Raw genomic sequence first — 18401 nt, 5'->3', positions numbered from 1 at the left:
AAGAGTACAATGAAAATATAGCTTAATCTAGTAAAATATTTTTCAACCTGTTATGAGATCAATCTAGCGGTAAAAGGAGTGGTTTTTTGAATTCTGGAACTTCTCGAATGCTAACTCGTATTAAAGCCATCTACATGTATATTAGTGAAAATGGTACCGTTTCTACAAAAGACCTAGTGGAGGAGTTTGGTATAACACCTAGAACAATCCAACGAGATTTAAACATTTTAGAGTTTAATAATCTAGTTTATAGTCCGAGTAGGGGAAAGTGGGCCGTAACAGGAAAAAAAGTAAAAGCAACCTCTTAAAAAAACGTAAAAAAAAACACGTATCTTGATTGGTCTGACGTCTAATCAAGATACGTGTTTTTTTTCGTTATTTGTCTTCATTTACTGATCGTAGTAATTCAAGTTCCTCATCTGTTAATTCTCTATATTCACCTAACTCCAAGGTTTCATCTAACTTTAACGGTCCCATTTCTAATCTCTTTAAATAAGTTACTGTCTTGCCTACCGCTTCAAACATTCTTTTTACTTGATGGAATTTACCTTCCATGATGATCAGCTCAATCTCAGATTCTTGATCTGATTTTAAGATTGTTAAGTAACCAGGTTTTGTTTCATAACCATCATCAAGTGTTACACCTTGTTCAAATGCTTTAATATCCTCTTCAGTAACAATTCCATCAATTGTAGCATAATATTTCTTTGGTACATGCTTTTTAGGTGAAAGTAATTGATGGGCCAATTGTCCATCATTAGTAATTAATAATAATCCTTCAGTATCTTTATCAAGACGACCTACAGGAAATGGATCAAATATAATATCTTCATATTCTAGTAATCCGATCACCGTTTCATGCTCTGAGTCTTCAGTCGAAGAAATAACACCTGGTGGTTTATTCATCATTAAATAAACATACTCTTTATACTCTACAACTTCACCATTTACAGAGACCACTTGTTTGTCTAAATCGACATGTTCCTTTGGACTTTTAACAATATGATCTCCTATTTTCACAACACCTTTTTTTAATAAACCTTTTACTTCTTTTCGACTACCATAACCCATGTTTGCTAATATTTTATCGATTCTCATGATTTTACACCTTGTCTTTCTTATTTTGTTAAAGGCTACCTTAACAGCGAACTCTGCCAGTGGGTCTCACCTATACCGCTACTCCTAAAGGAGAGCATCGTTTTTGGAATACGAGTTGATTATATGATACCTCAACACTCTTTTCTAACAAAACTAATTTAAAAAAAGTGAACCATTTTCTTCAAATGGTTCACAATATGTGAATTATCCTCATTTTCCTCTTTTAAATAAGCGATTTGTCAGTCTAGTTCCTAATATAATTTCAAATAAGTTTAATTTATATGCAACTCCTAAATAAACAACTGCACCAACAGCAGCTCCAATTAAAACTAAAATCATTGAAACTAGTCTGCCATCATTATATGTGAACCATATACCTAAAAATTGTTCAACTATAAATACTGCACCTGCCATTATACCTGACAGTAAAATCATAAATAGAATTCGTCTTAATACCCTATTGAAAGAAAAATTTGCATGTTTTTTAATATAATAGAAATTATAGCCGATAGAAAACATATAGCCCAATGCTGTTGCTAAAATCGCACCTTTTGTTTGAAACAAATGAATTAAAGGTACGTTCAGAGCGATTTTTATGACTACTCCCCATATTAGTCCTTTAATTGCATATCTTTGCTTGTCTATTCCTTGCAAAATTGCAACATTAACTGTAAATAGTGAATATAGTAATGCAACCGGTGCGTAGAAACCTAGGATTATTCCACCAAGTTGACTCTTTTCATAGAATGCGCTATACATTGGTTCTGCTAAAACCGAAATACCAACGACTGCTGGTAGTGTTAAAAAAAACACGACCTGGAATGTTTGCGTGATTTGACTATGTAATTTTTTATAATTTTTATTTACATATGCTTCTGTGATTGCGGGCACTAATGTTAATCCAAATGCTGTCGCAAGAGAAACAGGTATCATAACTAATTTGTGACTTGTGAATGAAAACATTACGTATGTTGTTTCCGCAATTGGTTTTAAACCAATCGATTCCATTGTACGATTATATGTAAACTGATCAATAAGCTGATATAAAGGGATTGCTAACCCAACAAATACATACGGAATCGAATATGAAAATAATTCTTTAAACATTTCCATATTGGTAGGATTGATATTTCCTTTTGATTTCGGAAGTAATTCGTCTAAATGAGTCTTTCTTTTTTTCCAATACCAAAATAGAATTAATAATCCTCCAATTGCACCTAAAGTAGCTGCAAAAGTAGATAATCCAATTGCTTGGGTAATTGTACCACCAAAAACCTTCAGAATTAAGTAACTTCCTACTAAAGTAAATACAATTCTAACTACTTGTTCAAATAATTGTGAGACAGTTGTTGGTCCCATAGACTGATGCCCTTGGAAAAATCCTCTATATAAACTTTGAGAAGGCACAAATATTAAAGCTGTACTAACAATCCTTATTACCCCCACTACATCTTCAACACTATTTCCATGCGTATCCTTTGGAAGCATCAATGGTGCAATAAGTGGAGCGATACAATATAAAACTAGGAATGCTAAAAAACCTGTACATATTAATAGTAGTTGACTAGCGTGAAATAATCGTCTACTTGTTTCATATTCTTCTATTGCATTATACTTTGAAACGAACTTCGCTACTGCTAAAGGAACACCTGCAGTTGCGATACTAATGAATAATGTATATGGAACATAACCATAATTATATAATGCAGAACCTTGTGTACCAACTAATGCAAAAAATGGGAATGTATAAATCATCCCTAAAAATTTTATAAAAAAAGTTCCAGCAGTTAAAATAAAGGTACCACGTAGCAATTTTGAATCTGACATAAACTGCCTCCTACTAATTCGATCAAACTAACTAATCTATCTTACCATATTCATATAAAAAGAAAAAATTAAAAATAGGTAAGAAGTTGGAGCTTATTTGAAATAATGTTATGCTTTATGAAACAATTTGTAATGAAAGTAGTGAAAAAATGAACTATGATGTAATTGTAATAGGTGGTGGCACGTCTGGATTAATGGCTGCCATTAGTGCCGCTGAAAAAAAGGCAAAAGTACTTTTGCTTGAAAAAGGAAGTAAACTTGGGCAAAAGCTACTTATTTCAGGTGGTGGTCGTTGTAACGTAACAAATCGTTTGCCTGTTGAAGAAGTTATTAAGCATATTCCTGGAAACGGACGTTTTTTATTTAGTGCCTTTTCAATTTATAATAATGAAGATATTATTCAGTTTTTTGAAAACATGGGGGTTGCGTTAAAAGAAGAAGATCACGGAAGAATGTTCCCTGTTTCTAACGATTCCAAATCTGTTCTTGAAGCATTACTTCAAAAGTTAAAAAAACATCATGTTGATATTCAAATCAATAGAACTGTTAAAGACGTACTATATGAAAATGGTAAAGTTGTAGGGATTTTGTTAAATGATCGTACAGTTATTAACACGAAAAGCGTAGTTTTGGCTGTAGGAGGCAAATCAGTTCCACATACCGGTTCTACTGGAGATGGCTATGCATGGGCAAAAAAAGCTGGGCACACGATTACAGAATTATTCCCGACTGAAGTTCCAATTACTTCCTCTGAGGATTTCATTCAACGTAAAACTTTACAAGGTTTAGCGTTAAGAGATATTGAATTAAGCGTTTTAAATCCGAAAGGTAAAAAAGTAATCTCACATAAGATGGACATGCTTTTTACTCATTTTGGTATTTCTGGTCCGGCAGCTCTACGTTGTAGCCAATTTGTGTATAAAGTGCAACAAAAATTCAATACAAAAAATGTAACAATGGCGATCGATATATTCCCAGAACAAAATGAAGAAAATTTATTCCAAGAAACAATGAAAATTGTAAAGAATGAACCCAAAAAAGCGATTAAAAATGTTTTAAAAGGTATGGCACCTGAACGTTACTTATTATTTTTATTAGCAAAAAATGGGATAGACGAATCATCGCCATGCAATGAAATTAGTACGCTTAAAATTAGAGAGCTTGTCCAATCGTTTAAAGGCTTTTCATTTGTCGTTAATGGTACGCTATCAATAGAAAAAGCTTTCGTTACTGGTGGCGGGGTATCAACGAAAGAAGTTCACCCAAAAGAAATGTCTTCAAAATTAATGAATGGATTATATTTTTGTGGAGAATTATTAGATATTCACGGCTATACTGGTGGATATAATATTACTGCTGCATTTGTAACAGGTAGACTAGCTGGTGCATCTGCTGCTGAATATGCTACTTTTTAATCTATTTATAAACAAAGGACCGAACGAATACCATTTTTTCGTTTGGTCCTATATTTTGAAAAGCATAAGATTTGATCACATCTACTTTCATTTAATATGACTAATATATTTTTAGCGTAATACTTCTCTATTTTTTTGTTTATTATTAATAACTTTACCAGCGATTTTGCGAAAGGTATCTCATGCTCTTCGTCATATTTTTTTGTCTTTAACACAAATTCACCGTCCCTAAATTAAGGTCTTTCAGCGTACATTAGATGGTTCATGATGCAAATTAATCAATAAATAAAATCTACCGTCCTCTTCGACATATCCTTCTGCCAATTGGAAAGTCTGTTCCATTTCTTTAAAAAAGAATTTCCCAATTAAATATTTAGAGGAATACAATTCTATATATCCATCCTTAAACTTCCCAATCACTTTATCCGTAATATCAACTTTCAATGATTTTGGCAAATCAACCCCCTCCTTTCTAACTATGCAGACCTCAATGAAGAATATATGAGGTATTATTACAATATATGCTGAAACTCTAATTGTTAATCGTTTTAATAAAAAATAGACAGCCCTTTTTTTTAAGGAGCTGTCTATTTTACATTGATTCACTAACATAAATATGATTCAAACGCTGGAGTTTACGAAAAATCCTCTTCAAAAAATGCTTTCGAATAAACCACAACGCCTTGAACTTTTTCAAGTGCACTTTCAGTTAATTCTAAAATCATAAATACATCACTTGGAACCTCAAATGGCGCATTTATATTCCATAAATGTGCTGGCTTAAAACCAAATTTTGGATAATAATCTTTATGCCCTAAAACAATAACTGATTCATAACCTAGATCGACTGCCTTTTTTAATACATTAGAAATTAACTTATGACCTATACCTTTTTTCTGATACTTTGGGTCAACAGAAACGGGCGCTAATGCTAAGGAATTTACAATATTTTCATCATTCACTATCGTAATTTTCGATAACAGAACATGCCCAACTATTTCTTGATTCTTTTCAGCTACTAATGAAAGCGCTGGAATAAATGCATCTGACCTTCTAATTCTACTAACAAGTTTATGTTCAGTTTTATCACTAAATGTTTCATTCAAAAATGCTTTCCTTACAACATCTTCTGTTTCAAGATAATCATTCGTATGCTCTTGTCTTATGATAAAATCCATATAACCTCACTCTTTATTCTTTCTGATTTCTTTTTGAATTTTTCGGAGTGCTTTTTTTGAACCACGTTCGATATCATGCTCCATTTTTCTTGTTTTATAGTCAATAAACAATGTATCCAAATCATACCCTTCTGGATATAATTCCGTTGCTTTAACTTCTAATGAAATTCGCTTATCATTTACTTCAATTAATCCTCCATTAAAATACACGATAACATTATGAAAATTATCTATTTCTTTATATATTATTCCGAATTGATCGTAGTCTAGTAATTTTACACGATCTCCTTTATGGAAGATGTTCTTCACTTCTACCTTTTCTTTAATGACTTTAGGTTTTCGTAGCTTACTTTCATTTACTCTATCTAAATGGTACGCTTTATTTTCCATATATTCCTTTGCTCTTAGTAGTATTTTTTCACGTATGTCCATTTTCCTCGAAATCCATAATGCATTACTTTCACCAGATTTTCCAATCATTAATTTATATAGTGGCTCTAATGTTTCATTATTAAATCTCATTGCTGCATTCATAAAATCACTATGCATTTCTGAAAAACGTTTGATTTCACCATAATGAGTGGTCGCGATCGTAATACATCCCATTTGATAAAACTCTTCTAAAATTGAAATGGCAAGGGCAGCACCTTCATTCGGTTCAGTTCCACTTCCAATCTCATCAAATAATAAAAGTGTACTATTATTTGAGGCTTTCATGATTTCAGACAGGTTTTTCATATGAGATGAAAATGTGCTTAGCGCATTTTCAATACTTTGATTATCACCAATATCCACAAAGATATTTTCAAATACCGAGATTTCAGTTTCCTTGCCTGCATACACGTGAAAACCTGACATTGTTGCCAATGTGATTAATCCTATAGTTTTTAAAACAATTGTTTTCCCACCAGCATTCGGTCCTGTAATAATTAAACTCCTATAATTTGTTCCGATTTCAAAGTTAAGAGGTACAACATCTCCTGATAAAAGGGGATGTTTACAGTTCACTAATTTTATATATCCATAATCGTTTAACTGTGGCTCAATGCCTCCAATATGTTTGCTAAATTTCGCTTTTGCAAACACCATATCATACTGACTAATCAATTCCATATTAATATTAATCTGATAAATATTCTCTAAAACCATTCCCGATAGAGTAGCTAGAATTTGGTATTCTTCCATTGCTTCTTCAGCTTTTAAAATTGAGAGTTCTCCATTTAATTTAGTAACTGTATTTAATTCCATAAAAACGGTTGATCCCTTAGAAGAAGCTTCAACAACAGTTCCTGCTACTTGGTTTTTAAATGAAGCTTTAATTGGAATTGTAAAACGATCATCCTTCTTGCTAATAAAGAAATCTTGTATATATTTCTTATTCGCACTACTATTTAAAAATTTATTTAAACGCTCTTTAATTTTCTCCTCAACAGTTTCAATATTGCTTCTTATCCGTCTTAATTCCTTACTAGCAGCTGAATCAACCATGCTTCCTTTTATTGAAAAGTTAATTTCCTCTTCTACTTTTTTAAATTCAGTCATTGAGTTCGCATAAGATGCTAAAACTGGCGCAAAAAAGACTTTTTCAAGCATGAACTTTTTAATTTTCCTACATCCTCTTAAAAAATCCGATATGCTAACTAAATCACTTGGATCAAGAATCAAGCCTTTTTCAAGATTATTGATCATATTTTCTATATTTGAAACACCTAAAAATGGTACATGACCCTCTGCATCTAAGATCGCTCTTGCTTCCGTTGTCTCGTTTAAACGATTTTTAACTACCTTGATGTTTGAGCTAGGTTCCAATTTATCAATCAATTGCTTACCTAATCCACTAACACAATAGGATTTAATCATATCCTTTAAATCATTATATTGTAACTTTTCGTAAGTCATCTCGTTCAATTTCTATTCTCCTCACCATGTCTTTTTTTGATCATAAATGAAGATACCTACTCATTAGATCCCAATGAGTTTTGTATTTAGCTTTCACCTTTTTAAAATAAACATAAAAAAGCTGCGGAGATACCGCAGCTTTCTTTACATTACAAGGCATGTGCAACTAATTAAAATAAACTAACTCAAAAAAGGATAGAGTTATTCTAACATGGTTACACGCTTTATAAAGTATCGTAGGTATCTTCATAGGTATTGAGAAATAAATCATGACAAAACTAAGGGGTGTTTATATACAAAAATCCCCTTTACATCATGCTTATTTCATTAAATTTTTCCTATTTAGAACCTACCGCACTCACAAAAGCACCTCTATTATTTATTTTATAGTGTTTTTCATTGAAATCTAACTAATTGAAATAATCATACTATGTGGAAAATGAAAAGTAAAGTTGAATTCTTTGTTAATCTAATTCACCTTCCCAAGCCATCATTCCACCTTCCATGTTGATTGCTTTATAACCAAGCTCTGTTAAATATTCACACACATTTTCGCTTCTTACTCCAGCTTTACAAATGAAAATATATTCCATTTCCTTATTAAATACATCTAATTTACTTGGTATTTCTCCCATTGGAATATGTATTGCTTCAGGGATTTTCCCATGTTGTACTTCATAATCTTCACGAACATCTACTAAAAAAAGAGTCTCACCTGCATCTAGGCGATCTTTTACTTCATTTGCAGAAATAGAATTCATTACTCATTCCTCCTTATTATATGACACAATCTTAACAAGTTCTTATAATCTATGCAAAATGTATGATTATTTAACAAGATATGTTTGTTTTTAACGATAAACAATATATGATATACTTTAATAAATTTTGAACAAATCTGTTAATTTCAAGGAGAGAAAAATGAGTAAGAAGTTACTATTGTTTTTTGCAACAATTTTTATCCTGGCAACAATTCTGCCAACGCCCTCAACTCAAGCCTCCATTAAGACACCTACAGTATATAGTAATAAAGCAATTACCATTGTTGCTGAAACTGGCGAGGTTGTTTATTCCAAAAAAGGAAACTATAGAGATTTCCCTGCTAGTACGACGAAGGTTTTAACTGGATTACTCTTATTAGAAAAACTAAAACCTACCGATACAATTACAATGACAAGCAGAAGTTTACAAGAAGAACGAAGCAATGACCAAATCATTTTTAAATCAGGTGAAAAAATTACTAGAGATGAAGCACTAAAAATATTAATGCTCAATAGTAATAATAATATAGCTTATGCAATTGGTCAGCGAATAAGTGGTAGTGTCTCAAAGTTTGCTGAATTAATGAACAAAAGAGCGAAGGAGCTTGGCGCAACTAACTCTCATTTTACAAATGCAAGTGGTTTACCAAATTCAACTCACAAAACTACGGCATATGATTTAGCCATGATTACAAGAGTAGCCATTAAACAACCTTTAATGGTAAAAGCCATGAGCCTAACGAAAACTTACGTAAAAACATCTCGTCAAAAAGTACTTTTAACAAAGTCCAGCCCAATTTATAGTAATCCAAACTTTCTAGCCGCAAAAACTGGCTATACAAATGCAGCCAAAAATACATTGATTCAAGCAAACAAGAAAAACAACATCACTTTAATTCATGTTGTTCTCCGTTCGGATAAAGATAAATATGCAAATGATATAAAGCTATTAGACCAATATGCCTTTAGCAAAGTTAAAAATATCAAACTTGTAGATCGATCAACATGGAAGACGAATTTAACAGTTTTAAACCAACAAATTGAAGGAAAAGTACAATCAGACATTGTTATACCTACAGCTTTTTCATCAGCAAGCTTTAAAACAAAGGTCATTCTAGCTCCATTAAATTACGAGAATCTTTTTTCTACTGGAATCTTACCACTACAAAACTTAGGACGTGTCGAAGTTTATCTAAAAAGTAAAAAAATGAAACAAACAAATTTCGTGTCCTCAAACGCCTATACATTTAACGGGGATGGTCTCATCATACCTGCGAGTACACAAGCTAGTTCATACTAGATATAAAAAAACAAGACCACTTAAGTGGTCTTGTTTTCGTTTGTCTGGATTCTTAATATAATATTTTTATTTCTCCTTAGATTTAATAAAGTTAATATTATATTTTTCAGTTTCATTTAAAGCACCATTATATGTTGGATCTGGATTATACCAAGACTTAGTTGAGAAATATTTATTTAAATCACTCGACTTAAAAATATAACCGTGTCTCGCATAGATTTCATTTCTCGCTATACTTAACTCATTTGTGGACAGATTCCCTAGTACTTCGTCAGTTAATTTGATCGTGTTACTTTCTGGTAAAATATAACCTTTTGAGATTGGCTTCTTTTCTACTATCTTCGTTTGATGATTAGTCGGTTTTTCAGCTTTTTGTTGAGATGTTTTTTCAGAGGTTTCTTCTTTCTTTTCTTCTTTCTTAACTACTTTAGCTTCCTCTGTAGAAACACTTTTTTTCGTTGTATTCCCATCCATCATAATCTTTGGATAAACATAAAAAATAGCCGTAGCCCCTAGTATGATAACACCAGCAATTGTTATGAATATAGATAAATATCTTTGATTCCAATTTCCTTCAACATTTCTTTGTAATTTTCTTTTATCCGCGCGACTATTTTCATTTATGTATTTATTTTTAGCCACTTCATTCACTCCTCTGATCTAAAATTAAATAAGTAGACCAAAAACATTATCACCCCTTTTTAACTCATTTTTGTTGATTTAATTAAAGTTTAATAGTTTATTAATACAATTGAAAAATCTATAAAATAAAGATTAATTTTGAAAGAAAAACTTACTTTACCAAATAATGAGAAGGTTTTGAAGTCGTTTGAATACAAAATAAATACCCCTAATGCTTGCTATGGCTGCATTAGAGGTAAGGTGAATTCGTAATGGAAATCCAAGTAATACGGTTTACATTAAATAGAAAAAATAGCTGCCGTAACAACTATTTTTCTTTTATTCTACTTATTTCGTTATTGTAAGATGCTGGTCTTTATCCTTCTTATCTACAATCATTGCGCCAAGTATTAAGAAGATTAAAATCCCTAAACAAACCATAATACTTACGCGATTTTGTTCACTAAATGCAAATGCCACACAGCTGATAATTAATGCAATTGCTGTAAATGAAGTGATGTAAGGAAATCCCCATACTTTAAAATGAGGCATTGCAGCATATGTTTTGCGTAATTTTAGTTGTGCTAAACAGATGCTAATCCATACTAAGGATACCGTAAATCCAGGTATTGCCATTAAATATCCAAAAACACGATCTGGTGAGAAGTAAGCAACAAATGTACCGCCTACAAGAATAATTGCACTCAAGATAACACCATATAGTGGGACGCCGTTCTTAGAAACTTGTGAAAATATTTTTGGTGCTTCTCCTTCTGAAGCTAAAGAAAACAACATACGTGTACATCCATAAATACCAGAGTTTGCTGCAGATAAAACAGCTGTAATTAAAACAAAGTTCATAATATGAGCTGAACCATTAAAGCCAACTGTTGATAACACTTGAACAAATGGACTTGCTTGATTACCAATTTCATTCCATGGGATTAAACCACAAATGATTAGAATTGGAAGTGTATAGAAAATCACTATTCTCCAAATTACACCTTTAATGACTTTAGGTAGCACTTTATCAGCATCTTTAGTTTCAGTTAATGTTAATCCGATTAGTTCCGAACCACCGTATGAAAAAATGACGATTAATAGAGCTGAAAATACGCCTGACCAGCCATGTGGGAAGAATCCGTCGTATTGAATATAATTTTGCATATAATTCGTATCATTACTCGGTATGATTCCAAATAATATTCCTGCACCTAAAACAATAAATAAAACAATCATCGTAACTTTAATACCTGCAAACCAAAATTCAAATTCTCCGTATCTCTTAACATTCATTAAATTAATTGCAACTATGAAAATAGCACTTATAAAGCTTAATGACCACAAAGACATTGAAGGGAACCAATACTGTAGAAAGCTTCCTGCAGCAATTACTTCAATGACACATACTACTAACCACATGAAACAGTATAACCAGCCAATCACAAATGACACTTTTTTACCAAATGCTTTACGAATGAACCCTTTCATATTTAATCCTGGGTATGCAATAGCCATCTCCGCAATTGCACTCATAACAACAAGCAGCAATAAGCCTGCAAATAAGTATGAAAAAATAACCGCTGGCCCCGCTATTGATACCGTTTCAGACGTTCCTTTAAATATCCCTGTACCAATTGCTCCTCCGAGTGCCATTAAACGTATATGACGTGGTAATAAACTTTTCTGTAATTCCATGATAATATCTCCTTCATATCTTATTAATCTATCAATTATTCATTTCATAAATTTAATTTAGTCGATTATGCTTTTTCAAATAAAAAAATCGCCCCTGTCATTAACGACAGGGACGATTTACACCGTGGTACCACCCTAATTGCAGACTAATAATCATCTGCCTCTTAACTTTATTAACGATCGATTGACCGTCTTCCCCTTATAAAAGTTACCTTTTATTTCGAAAAAGATGCTCCGGGATTGAAATTCATACTTACTTTTATACTGATTCTCACCAACCATCAGCTCTCTGAAACATTGAAATAAGTATTACTAAATTCCTTTCATTGCACGTTCTATATTTAATTGTTTTGCATTTCCGAATAATAAAAAAGCCCCTACTGAATAAATCAGTAGGGACGAAAAGTTCGCGGTACCACCCTAGTTGCAGACTATACTTAAGCCTGCCTCTCGACGTTGTTAACGATCATATTTGACCGTTTTTCCTCTATAAAGATTAGCCCTTTATTTCGAAAAAAATGCTCCAGGATTGAAATTCACTCTTATCTTTGTACTGATTTGCACCTTCCATCAGCTCTCTAAAACAGTGAGATAAGCACTACTTAAATTCCCTTCATTGCTCAATTATTCTATTAACTTCTAAGACGTAGCTACGGTCCTTATTAAGTATGTTTTGTATTATAGATGCTTTTCTACTATTCTGTCAATGGTTTATTTCGATATAATATTTTTCTATGCATGAATGCACTTAACATCAACAGAGAAAAAAGGACTGATCAATAAAGATCAGTCCTTTTTTTTGTAAATATTAGTTAGCTACGATATTTACTAACTTGCCAGGAACAGCAATAATTTTGCGTACTGTTTTTCCTTCAACTTGCTCTTTTACAGCTTCATCAGAAAGTGCAATTTGCTCCATTTGTTCGCGAGAAGCATCTTTAGCAACTAGTAATTTTGCTTTTACTTTACCATTGATTTGTACGACGATTTCGATTTCATCTTCAACTAATTTCGCTTCGTCATAAGCTGGCCATGTTGCATATGCGATTGAATCAGCGTGACCAAGTTTACTCCAAATTTCTTCACCAATATGAGGTGCAACTGGAGCTAACAATTTAATGAATCCTTCTACCATATCTTTTGGTAATTGTTCAGCTTTGTAAGCTTCATTTATGAATACCATCATTTGTGAAATAGCAGTATTGAAACGAAGTCCTTCAAAGTCTTCTGTTACTTTTTTCACTGTTTGGTGATAAGTTTTTTCAAGATTGCTTACTGTTATGCCTTCAACAACTTTATCTGAAATTTGATCGTTATCAGAAACAAATAAACGCCATACTCGATCTAGGAAACGTCGTGAACCATCTAATCCATTTTCTGACCAAGCGATCGAAGCATCTAACGGTCCCATAAACATTTCATATAAACGTAATGTATCTGCACCATGACTTGCTACGATATCATCTGGGTTTACGACATTTCCTTTTGATTTGGACATTTTTTCATTATTTTCACCTAAGATCATTCCTTGGTTAAATAACTTTTGGAAAGGTTCTTTAGTAGGAACGACACCTAAATCATAAAGGAATTTGTGCCAGAAACGAGCATAAAGTAAGTGAAGTACTGCGTGCTCTGCTCCACCGATATAAACATCAACTGGTAACCAGTGTTTTAATAAATCTGTATCTGCAATCGCTTCATTATTTGTAGGATCGATGTAACGTAAGTAATACCAGCAGCTTCCACCCCATTGTGGCATTGTATTTGTTTCACGTCGCCCTTTTTTACCTGTAACAGGATCAACTACATTTACCCATTCTGTAATATTTGCTAATGGTGATTCACCAGTTCCGCTTGGGCGAATATCATCAGTTTTTGGTAGAATTAGTGGTAATTCTTCATCAGGAACAACTGTCATTGTACCGTCTTCCCAGAAAATAACAGGAATCGGTTCACCCCAATATCTTTGACGAGAGAACAACCAATCTCTTAAACGAAACGTAACTTTTTTCTCTCCAGTTTTTGAAGAGTCTAACCACTCTAACATTTTTTCGATTGCTTCTTCTTTATTTAAACCATTTAAGAAATCAGAGTTAACATGTTTACCATCGCCAGTGTAAGCTTCTTTTTGAACATCTCCACCTTCAACTACTTCAACGATTGGTAAGTTAAATTGAACTGCAAACTCGTGGTCACGTTCGTCATGTCCAGGTACTGCCATAATTGCACCAGTACCATAGCTTGCAAGTACATAGTCAGCGATCCAAATTGGAAGCTTTTCATTGTTTACAGAGTTCACTGCATAAGCTCCTGTAAATACACCAGTTTTATCTTTAGCTAAATCTGTACGCTCTAAATCACTTTTTGATTTGATTGAATCGATATATGCTTCAACTGCATCTTTTTGCTCAGCTGTTGTAATTTTGTTTACTAGATCATGTTCCGGAGCTAATACTAAATAACTTGCACCGAATAATGTGTCTGGACGAGTAGTAAATACAGTTACTTTTTCATCGTATCCTTCAACTTTGAAGTAAACTTCAGCACCTTCAGAACGACCAATCCAGTTTCGTTGCATTTCTTTTAAGCTTTCTGGCCAATCTAATTCTTCAAGATCTTCTAATAATCTGTCTGCATAAGCAGTAATTTTTAAAATCCATTGTTTCATAGGACGACGTTCAACTGGATGTCCTCCACGTTCACTCTTCCCATCGATTACTTCTTCATTTGCTAAAACTGTTCCAAGTGCTGGACACCAGTTTACCGGAATTTCATCAACATACGCTAATCCTTTTTCAACCATTCTTGAAAAAATCCATTGTGTCCACTTATAGTAACTAGGATCAGTTGTATTTACTTCTCGATCCCAATCATAAGAGAAACCTAGAGCTTGAATTTGATTTCTAAATGTATTGATATTTTTTTCCGTAAACTCAGCTGGATCATTTCCAGTATCAAGTGCATATTGCTCAGCAGGTAATCCGAATGCATCCCACCCCATTGGATGAAGTACATTATACCCTTGCATTCTTTTCATTCTTGATAAAATATCTGTTGCTGTATAGCCTTCCGGATGACCTACGTGAAGACCCGCACCAGATGGATATGGGAACATATCTAGTGCATAAAATTTTGGCTTGCTTGTATCGTCAGTTGTTTTAAATGTTTTATTATCTAACCAATACGATTGCCATTTTTGTTCAATATTACGATGATTAAAACTCATATTATTGCCTCCTTTTTAATGATTAAATGGCTCGGCTGACAGTATCGCAGGTATTTTTTATGAAAATAAAAAAATCCTCCCGCCCCAAAAAGGGACGAGAGGATTTCCCGCGGTACCACCCAAATTAATGTATAAATACATTCACTTGTTTCCGTAACGTGGAACACGACATTCATTACTTGGTAAAAAACCGTTCACAAATGTGGCTTATGGGCGAGTTCATGAAAAGAAGGGATTGACTTTCACCAGCCGTCAACTCTCTAAACCTCTTCACTTTCATTACTATTCCCAATCATTGCCGATCATTTAGATTTAATTTATACCATTTTATTATAACCAAGGAAAAAGGTCAATTATACATTGCCTATTTTATGAAGCAACAGTTTGTTCTTGTGCATTCATAACCTTTTTTGCAAATTTTTCATACAGTACAGAAAAAAACATACTGATTACTAAGAAGAAAACCAATACTATAAATAATATTTTCATACTAAATGTATCTACTACTGCCCCTCCAAGTAAAGGACCAATCATTCGCCCGACCGTACCAGCACTATTTACGATCCCTTGATACATTCCTAACTTATCCTTTGGAGCAAGCATATTTGCAATTGTTGGAACTGCTGGCCATACAAACATTTCGCCAATTGTTAAAATAATCATTCCAATCATAAACATTGAAAACTGTTCTGCAGTACTGACAAGAATTGTGGACGCAATAAAAAATCCAATTCCAAATAACATTTGCTTTCTCATACTTGTAACATATTTTCGAATAATCGTTGATACAATTGGTTGAGCTAAAACAATCAACGCGCCATTTACTGTCCAAAGAAGACTATAATTTGTTAATCCAATTTTTAAATTAGACATTTCTGAAGCAATTGTCGTCTGCCACTGAACATACACTAGCCAACATAAAACATAAGAACAACAAACAATTAATAAAGCTTTCATTGATGGAGTTAGAGAAAACTTAGGCTTATCTTTCCCTACACTGTCCACTACCTTTTCATCCTTTGTTATTTCCATATTTCTAAATCCAATAGCTGCTACAAAAAAGAAAATAATATATAAGATCAAATTAGCTGTAAAAATATAATTGATATCGAAATCCGCTACGATTCCTCCTAAAGCAGTACCGATTGCAACACCTAAGTTTTGAGCAACATACAGTGCATTAAATGCTTTACGTCCACCCTCTGGCCAAGCAGCCCCGACCATTGCATACATAGATGGAAAGACAATTCCCACACCGAAACCTAATGTGATTAAGAAAAAACTATAAAATGACCAAGAATGATTTATGACTAAACCTAATATTGAAAGAAAAGTAATAATGATCCCTGTTAAAATTGACTTATAACCCCCAAATTTGTCAAAAAGCCAACCGCCGAGCATATTACCAAAAACGCCAGCCAATGAGTTAAACATTAAAATAAGCCCTGCTACTGACAAGGACTTTCCTAAATGTTCATGTATATATATCGCATTGAATGGCCACAAAAAAGAATTTCCTGTTACGTTTAAAATCATACCTATTAATAAAAACCAGAGTTTTTTTGGCATTCTGTACTCCCCTTTAAGCCGACCCTTTTTCTCTATATAACTTATTTATTGTAGAGGAGAAAATGTAACCTTTCAACTAAAAAAACTGGGGAATATTTTTCCTTTTAAAATATACTTAATTCAACACTCAAAAATTCTGTTAAGATTAAATTCAGAATGAAAGAAAAGAGGTCATAGAATGGCATCATCTTTTAAAATGACTAAATACATTACATTTATTATTTTGACGGTAGTCTATTATTTTATCATGCAGTATTTTAACTTATTGCCACATGATACTACGATTAGTTTTATCGGATTTGGTTTAATGAGTATTATTCCATTTGCAATTTTAGCAGTATTGTTCATTATTGATTTTAAAAATTTCAAGGCGCAAGTTAGCGTAATTGGAGCAGCACTGATCGCCATAATCCTATTCATCGTCCTTATAGTTTTGAACTCAAGACTTGGTGATGCTAGCGCTTATCGAAATATGATTGGTGACGTCGAGAAAAAAGAATTTGTGAAAGATATGAAGGTTGCTGATTTAGATCAAATTCCAATCGTTGATCATTCATTAGCATTAAACATGGCTGATAAAAAATTAGGTGAGGTTCCATCACTAGGATCACAATCAGACATTAACCACTTAACACTTCAAGAAGTAAACGGAATCATGTATTACGTTGGTCCATTAGAACATACGGGATTCTTTAAATACTATAAAAATAAAATTGGTACAAAAGGATATTTAATGGTGAATGCCAGTAATCCAGATGATGTTAAATTAGTTACAAATTTAGATGGAAAGAAAATTCATTTACGCTATTTAGATAGTGCCTATTTTGGTGACGATTTAATGAGATATGCATTCCGTCATAATAAAAATACAGGTTTAAAAGACTATACATTTGAAATTGATGATAACGGGAAGCCATATTGGGTTATTTCAAAATTTGATTATCATAAAATCGGTGGTGCAGAAGAAATTACAGGTGTCATGGTAATCGATGCTCAAACGGGTATTACAAAAGAATATTCTTTAAAAAATGCACCAAGTTGGATTGAGCGCATGTACCCTGCTGATACAGCTGTCGAACATTTTGACGATTGGGGCACGCTAATTCATGGTTACTTTAACTGGAGTGACAGGGATAAAATTGCAACTACAGAAGGAATTAAAGCAATTACGAATAATGGAAAGATGTATTACTATACAGGCGTTTCATCAGTTGGTAGAGATGAAAGCTTAAGTGGTTTTACGTTAATCGATACCCGAACTGGGCACACGACAATCTACAAAATTTCTGGAGCAACTGAAAAGGCTGGAATGACATCTGCAGAAGGTAAAGTCCAACAATTTAGATATAATGCAACCTATCCAACATTAATTAATATACAAAATGAACCAACTTATTTTATGGCTTTAAAAGACAAAAAAGGCCTTATTAAAATGTATAGTATGGTAAATGTAAGAAACTACAATATTGTAGGTACAGGAAATACCCTCCAATCAACGCTAAATAATTATATTGAGGTATTAGCTATGAAAGGATCCTCTGCAAACTTAAAGGATTCTGATATGTACCAGGAAATTGAAGGAAAAGTTAGCCGAATCGGATTAACCTTGAAACAAGGTGAAAGTATTTACGATTTAATGCTTGAGAAAGACGGCAGGATTTTCTCTGTTTCAACAGAAATTTCACGTGAAATTGCACTTACAAAAATCGGCGACCCCGTAAAGATTTCATATATCAAAGTTGGTGACACAAGCTATATTTTAGCAAAAACATTTGATAATAAAGCAATCCAGTAACTAATAAAAGAAAC

14 protein-coding genes and 3 other annotated features are annotated in these 18401 nt (G+C 32.9%); of the genes, 4 read left to right on the top strand and 10 right to left on the bottom strand.

The window, feature by feature from the left end; translation table 11 throughout:
• The first annotated feature begins 107 nt into the window (after positions 1–107).
• Positions 108–308, top strand: coding sequence for a DeoR family transcriptional regulator (locus V7056_RS09140; RefSeq protein ID WP_371870385.1), 201 nt, complete (start codon positions 108–110; stop codon positions 306–308).
• Between the two features lie 67 nt (positions 309–375).
• On the opposite strand, the gene V7056_RS09135 is transcribed toward V7056_RS09140, so the two are convergent.
• Entirely contained in the window at positions 376–1098 is a 723-nt protein-coding gene (locus tag V7056_RS09135) for a pseudouridine synthase (protein ID WP_499701241.1), read from the bottom strand.
• Between the two features lie 210 nt (positions 1099–1308).
• Entirely contained in the window at positions 1309–2925 is a 1617-nt protein-coding gene (locus V7056_RS09130; protein ID WP_499701239.1) for a putative polysaccharide biosynthesis protein, read from the bottom strand.
• Positions 2926–3074: 149 nt separating this feature from the next.
• Here V7056_RS09130 and V7056_RS09125 point away from each other — a divergent pair, with 149 nt between their 5' ends.
• Positions 3075–4340, top strand: a complete 1266-nt coding sequence (locus V7056_RS09125) for a BaiN/RdsA family NAD(P)/FAD-dependent oxidoreductase (RefSeq protein ID WP_499701237.1) — start codon at positions 3075–3077, stop codon at positions 4338–4340.
• Between the two features lie 243 nt (positions 4341–4583).
• Here V7056_RS09125 and V7056_RS09120 read toward each other — a convergent pair whose 3' ends face one another.
• The 4 genes from V7056_RS09120 to V7056_RS09105 all read right to left on the bottom strand — a co-directional run bounded on the left by V7056_RS09120 (position 4584) and on the right by V7056_RS09105 (position 8178).
• A complete protein-coding gene (locus V7056_RS09120; RefSeq protein WP_158093307.1) occupies positions 4584–4796 on the bottom strand; it encodes a DUF2553 family protein in 213 nt (70 codons plus the stop codon).
• A gap of 179 nt (positions 4797–4975) precedes the next feature.
• On the bottom strand, positions 4976–5518 hold the full coding sequence (locus tag V7056_RS09115) for a GNAT family N-acetyltransferase (RefSeq protein WP_499701235.1): 543 nt from the start codon (positions 5516–5518) through the stop codon (positions 4976–4978).
• A 6-nt stretch (positions 5519–5524) separates the two neighbouring features.
• Positions 5525–7426, bottom strand: a complete 1902-nt coding sequence (locus V7056_RS09110) for an endonuclease MutS2 (RefSeq protein ID WP_499701233.1) — start codon at positions 7424–7426, stop codon at positions 5525–5527.
• Between the two features lie 455 nt (positions 7427–7881).
• The gene (locus tag V7056_RS09105; RefSeq protein WP_192603082.1) at positions 7882–8178 is read right to left on the bottom strand and encodes a rhodanese-like domain-containing protein; all 297 of its coding nucleotides are present in this window, start codon (positions 8176–8178) and stop codon (positions 7882–7884) included.
• Positions 8179–8338: 160 nt separating this feature from the next.
• On the opposite strand from V7056_RS09105, the gene V7056_RS09100 reads away from it, so the two are divergent.
• The gene (locus tag V7056_RS09100) at positions 8339–9478 is read left to right on the top strand and encodes a D-alanyl-D-alanine carboxypeptidase family protein (protein WP_499701231.1); all 1140 of its coding nucleotides are present in this window, start codon (positions 8339–8341) and stop codon (positions 9476–9478) included.
• A gap of 66 nt (positions 9479–9544) precedes the next feature.
• Here the strand turns inward: V7056_RS09100 and V7056_RS09095 are convergent, their stop codons facing one another.
• From V7056_RS09095 to V7056_RS09080, 4 genes are all read right to left on the bottom strand, one after another.
• Positions 9545–10120, bottom strand: coding sequence for a YARHG domain-containing protein (locus V7056_RS09095; RefSeq protein WP_499701229.1), 576 nt, complete (start codon positions 10118–10120; stop codon positions 9545–9547).
• A gap of 327 nt (positions 10121–10447) precedes the next feature.
• The gene (locus V7056_RS09090) at positions 10448–11797 is read right to left on the bottom strand and encodes an amino acid permease (protein ID WP_499701227.1); all 1350 of its coding nucleotides are present in this window, start codon (positions 11795–11797) and stop codon (positions 10448–10450) included.
• Between the two features lie 105 nt (positions 11798–11902).
• Positions 11903–12133 (bottom strand) — a binding site (T-box leader).
• A gap of 55 nt (positions 12134–12188) precedes the next feature.
• Positions 12189–12423: a binding site (T-box leader), on the bottom strand.
• Between the two features lie 182 nt (positions 12424–12605).
• The gene (gene leuS / locus V7056_RS09085) at positions 12606–15023 is read right to left on the bottom strand and encodes a leucine--tRNA ligase (RefSeq protein WP_499701225.1); all 2418 of its coding nucleotides are present in this window, start codon (positions 15021–15023) and stop codon (positions 12606–12608) included.
• Positions 15024–15110: 87 nt separating this feature from the next.
• Positions 15111–15328, bottom strand: a binding site (T-box leader).
• Positions 15329–15392: 64 nt separating this feature from the next.
• Positions 15393–16592 carry an MDR family MFS transporter gene (locus V7056_RS09080; RefSeq protein WP_499701223.1) on the bottom strand — a complete coding sequence of 400 codons (1200 nt, stop codon included), beginning with the start codon at positions 16590–16592 and terminating at the stop codon, positions 15393–15395.
• A gap of 178 nt (positions 16593–16770) precedes the next feature.
• On the opposite strand from V7056_RS09080, the gene V7056_RS09075 reads away from it, so the two are divergent.
• Positions 16771–18387 (top strand): cell shape-determining protein, encoded by a 1617-nt coding sequence (locus V7056_RS09075; RefSeq protein ID WP_499701221.1) that lies wholly within the window; start codon positions 16771–16773, stop codon positions 18385–18387.
• Positions 18388–18401: the final 14 nt, after the last annotated feature.

The organism is Bacillus sp. JJ664 (genome assembly GCF_036962205.1).
GTDB lineage: Bacteria > Bacillota > Bacilli > Bacillales > Bacillaceae_G > Gottfriedia.
This window is presented reverse-complemented; position numbering and strand designations above follow the sequence as displayed.

Bases quoted from the DNA above. Each gene is read 5' to 3' on its own strand.
- V7056_RS09140 (WP_371870385.1), top strand. From the start codon at position 108: ATGCTAACTCGTATTAAAGCCATCTACATGTATATTAGTGAAAATGGT.
- V7056_RS09135 (WP_499701241.1), bottom strand. From the start codon at position 1,098: ATGAGAATCGATAAAATATTAGCAAACATGGGTTATGGTAGTCGAAAA.
- V7056_RS09130 (WP_499701239.1), bottom strand. From the start codon at position 2,925: ATGTCAGATTCAAAATTGCTACGTGGTACCTTTATTTTAACTGCTGGA.
- V7056_RS09125 (WP_499701237.1), top strand. From the start codon at position 3,075: ATGAACTATGATGTAATTGTAATAGGTGGTGGCACGTCTGGATTAATG.
- V7056_RS09115 (WP_499701235.1), bottom strand. From the start codon at position 5,518: ATGGATTTTATCATAAGACAAGAGCATACGAATGATTATCTTGAAACA.
- V7056_RS09105 (WP_192603082.1), bottom strand. From the start codon at position 8,178: ATGAATTCTATTTCTGCAAATGAAGTAAAAGATCGCCTAGATGCAGGT.
- V7056_RS09100 (WP_499701231.1), top strand. From the start codon at position 8,339: ATGAGTAAGAAGTTACTATTGTTTTTTGCAACAATTTTTATCCTGGCA.
- V7056_RS09090 (WP_499701227.1), bottom strand. From the start codon at position 11,797: ATGGAATTACAGAAAAGTTTATTACCACGTCATATACGTTTAATGGCA.
- leuS (WP_499701225.1), bottom strand. From the start codon at position 15,023: ATGAGTTTTAATCATCGTAATATTGAACAAAAATGGCAATCGTATTGG.
- V7056_RS09080 (WP_499701223.1), bottom strand. From the start codon at position 16,592: ATGCCAAAAAAACTCTGGTTTTTATTAATAGGTATGATTTTAAACGTA.
- V7056_RS09075 (WP_499701221.1), top strand. From the start codon at position 16,771: ATGGCATCATCTTTTAAAATGACTAAATACATTACATTTATTATTTTG.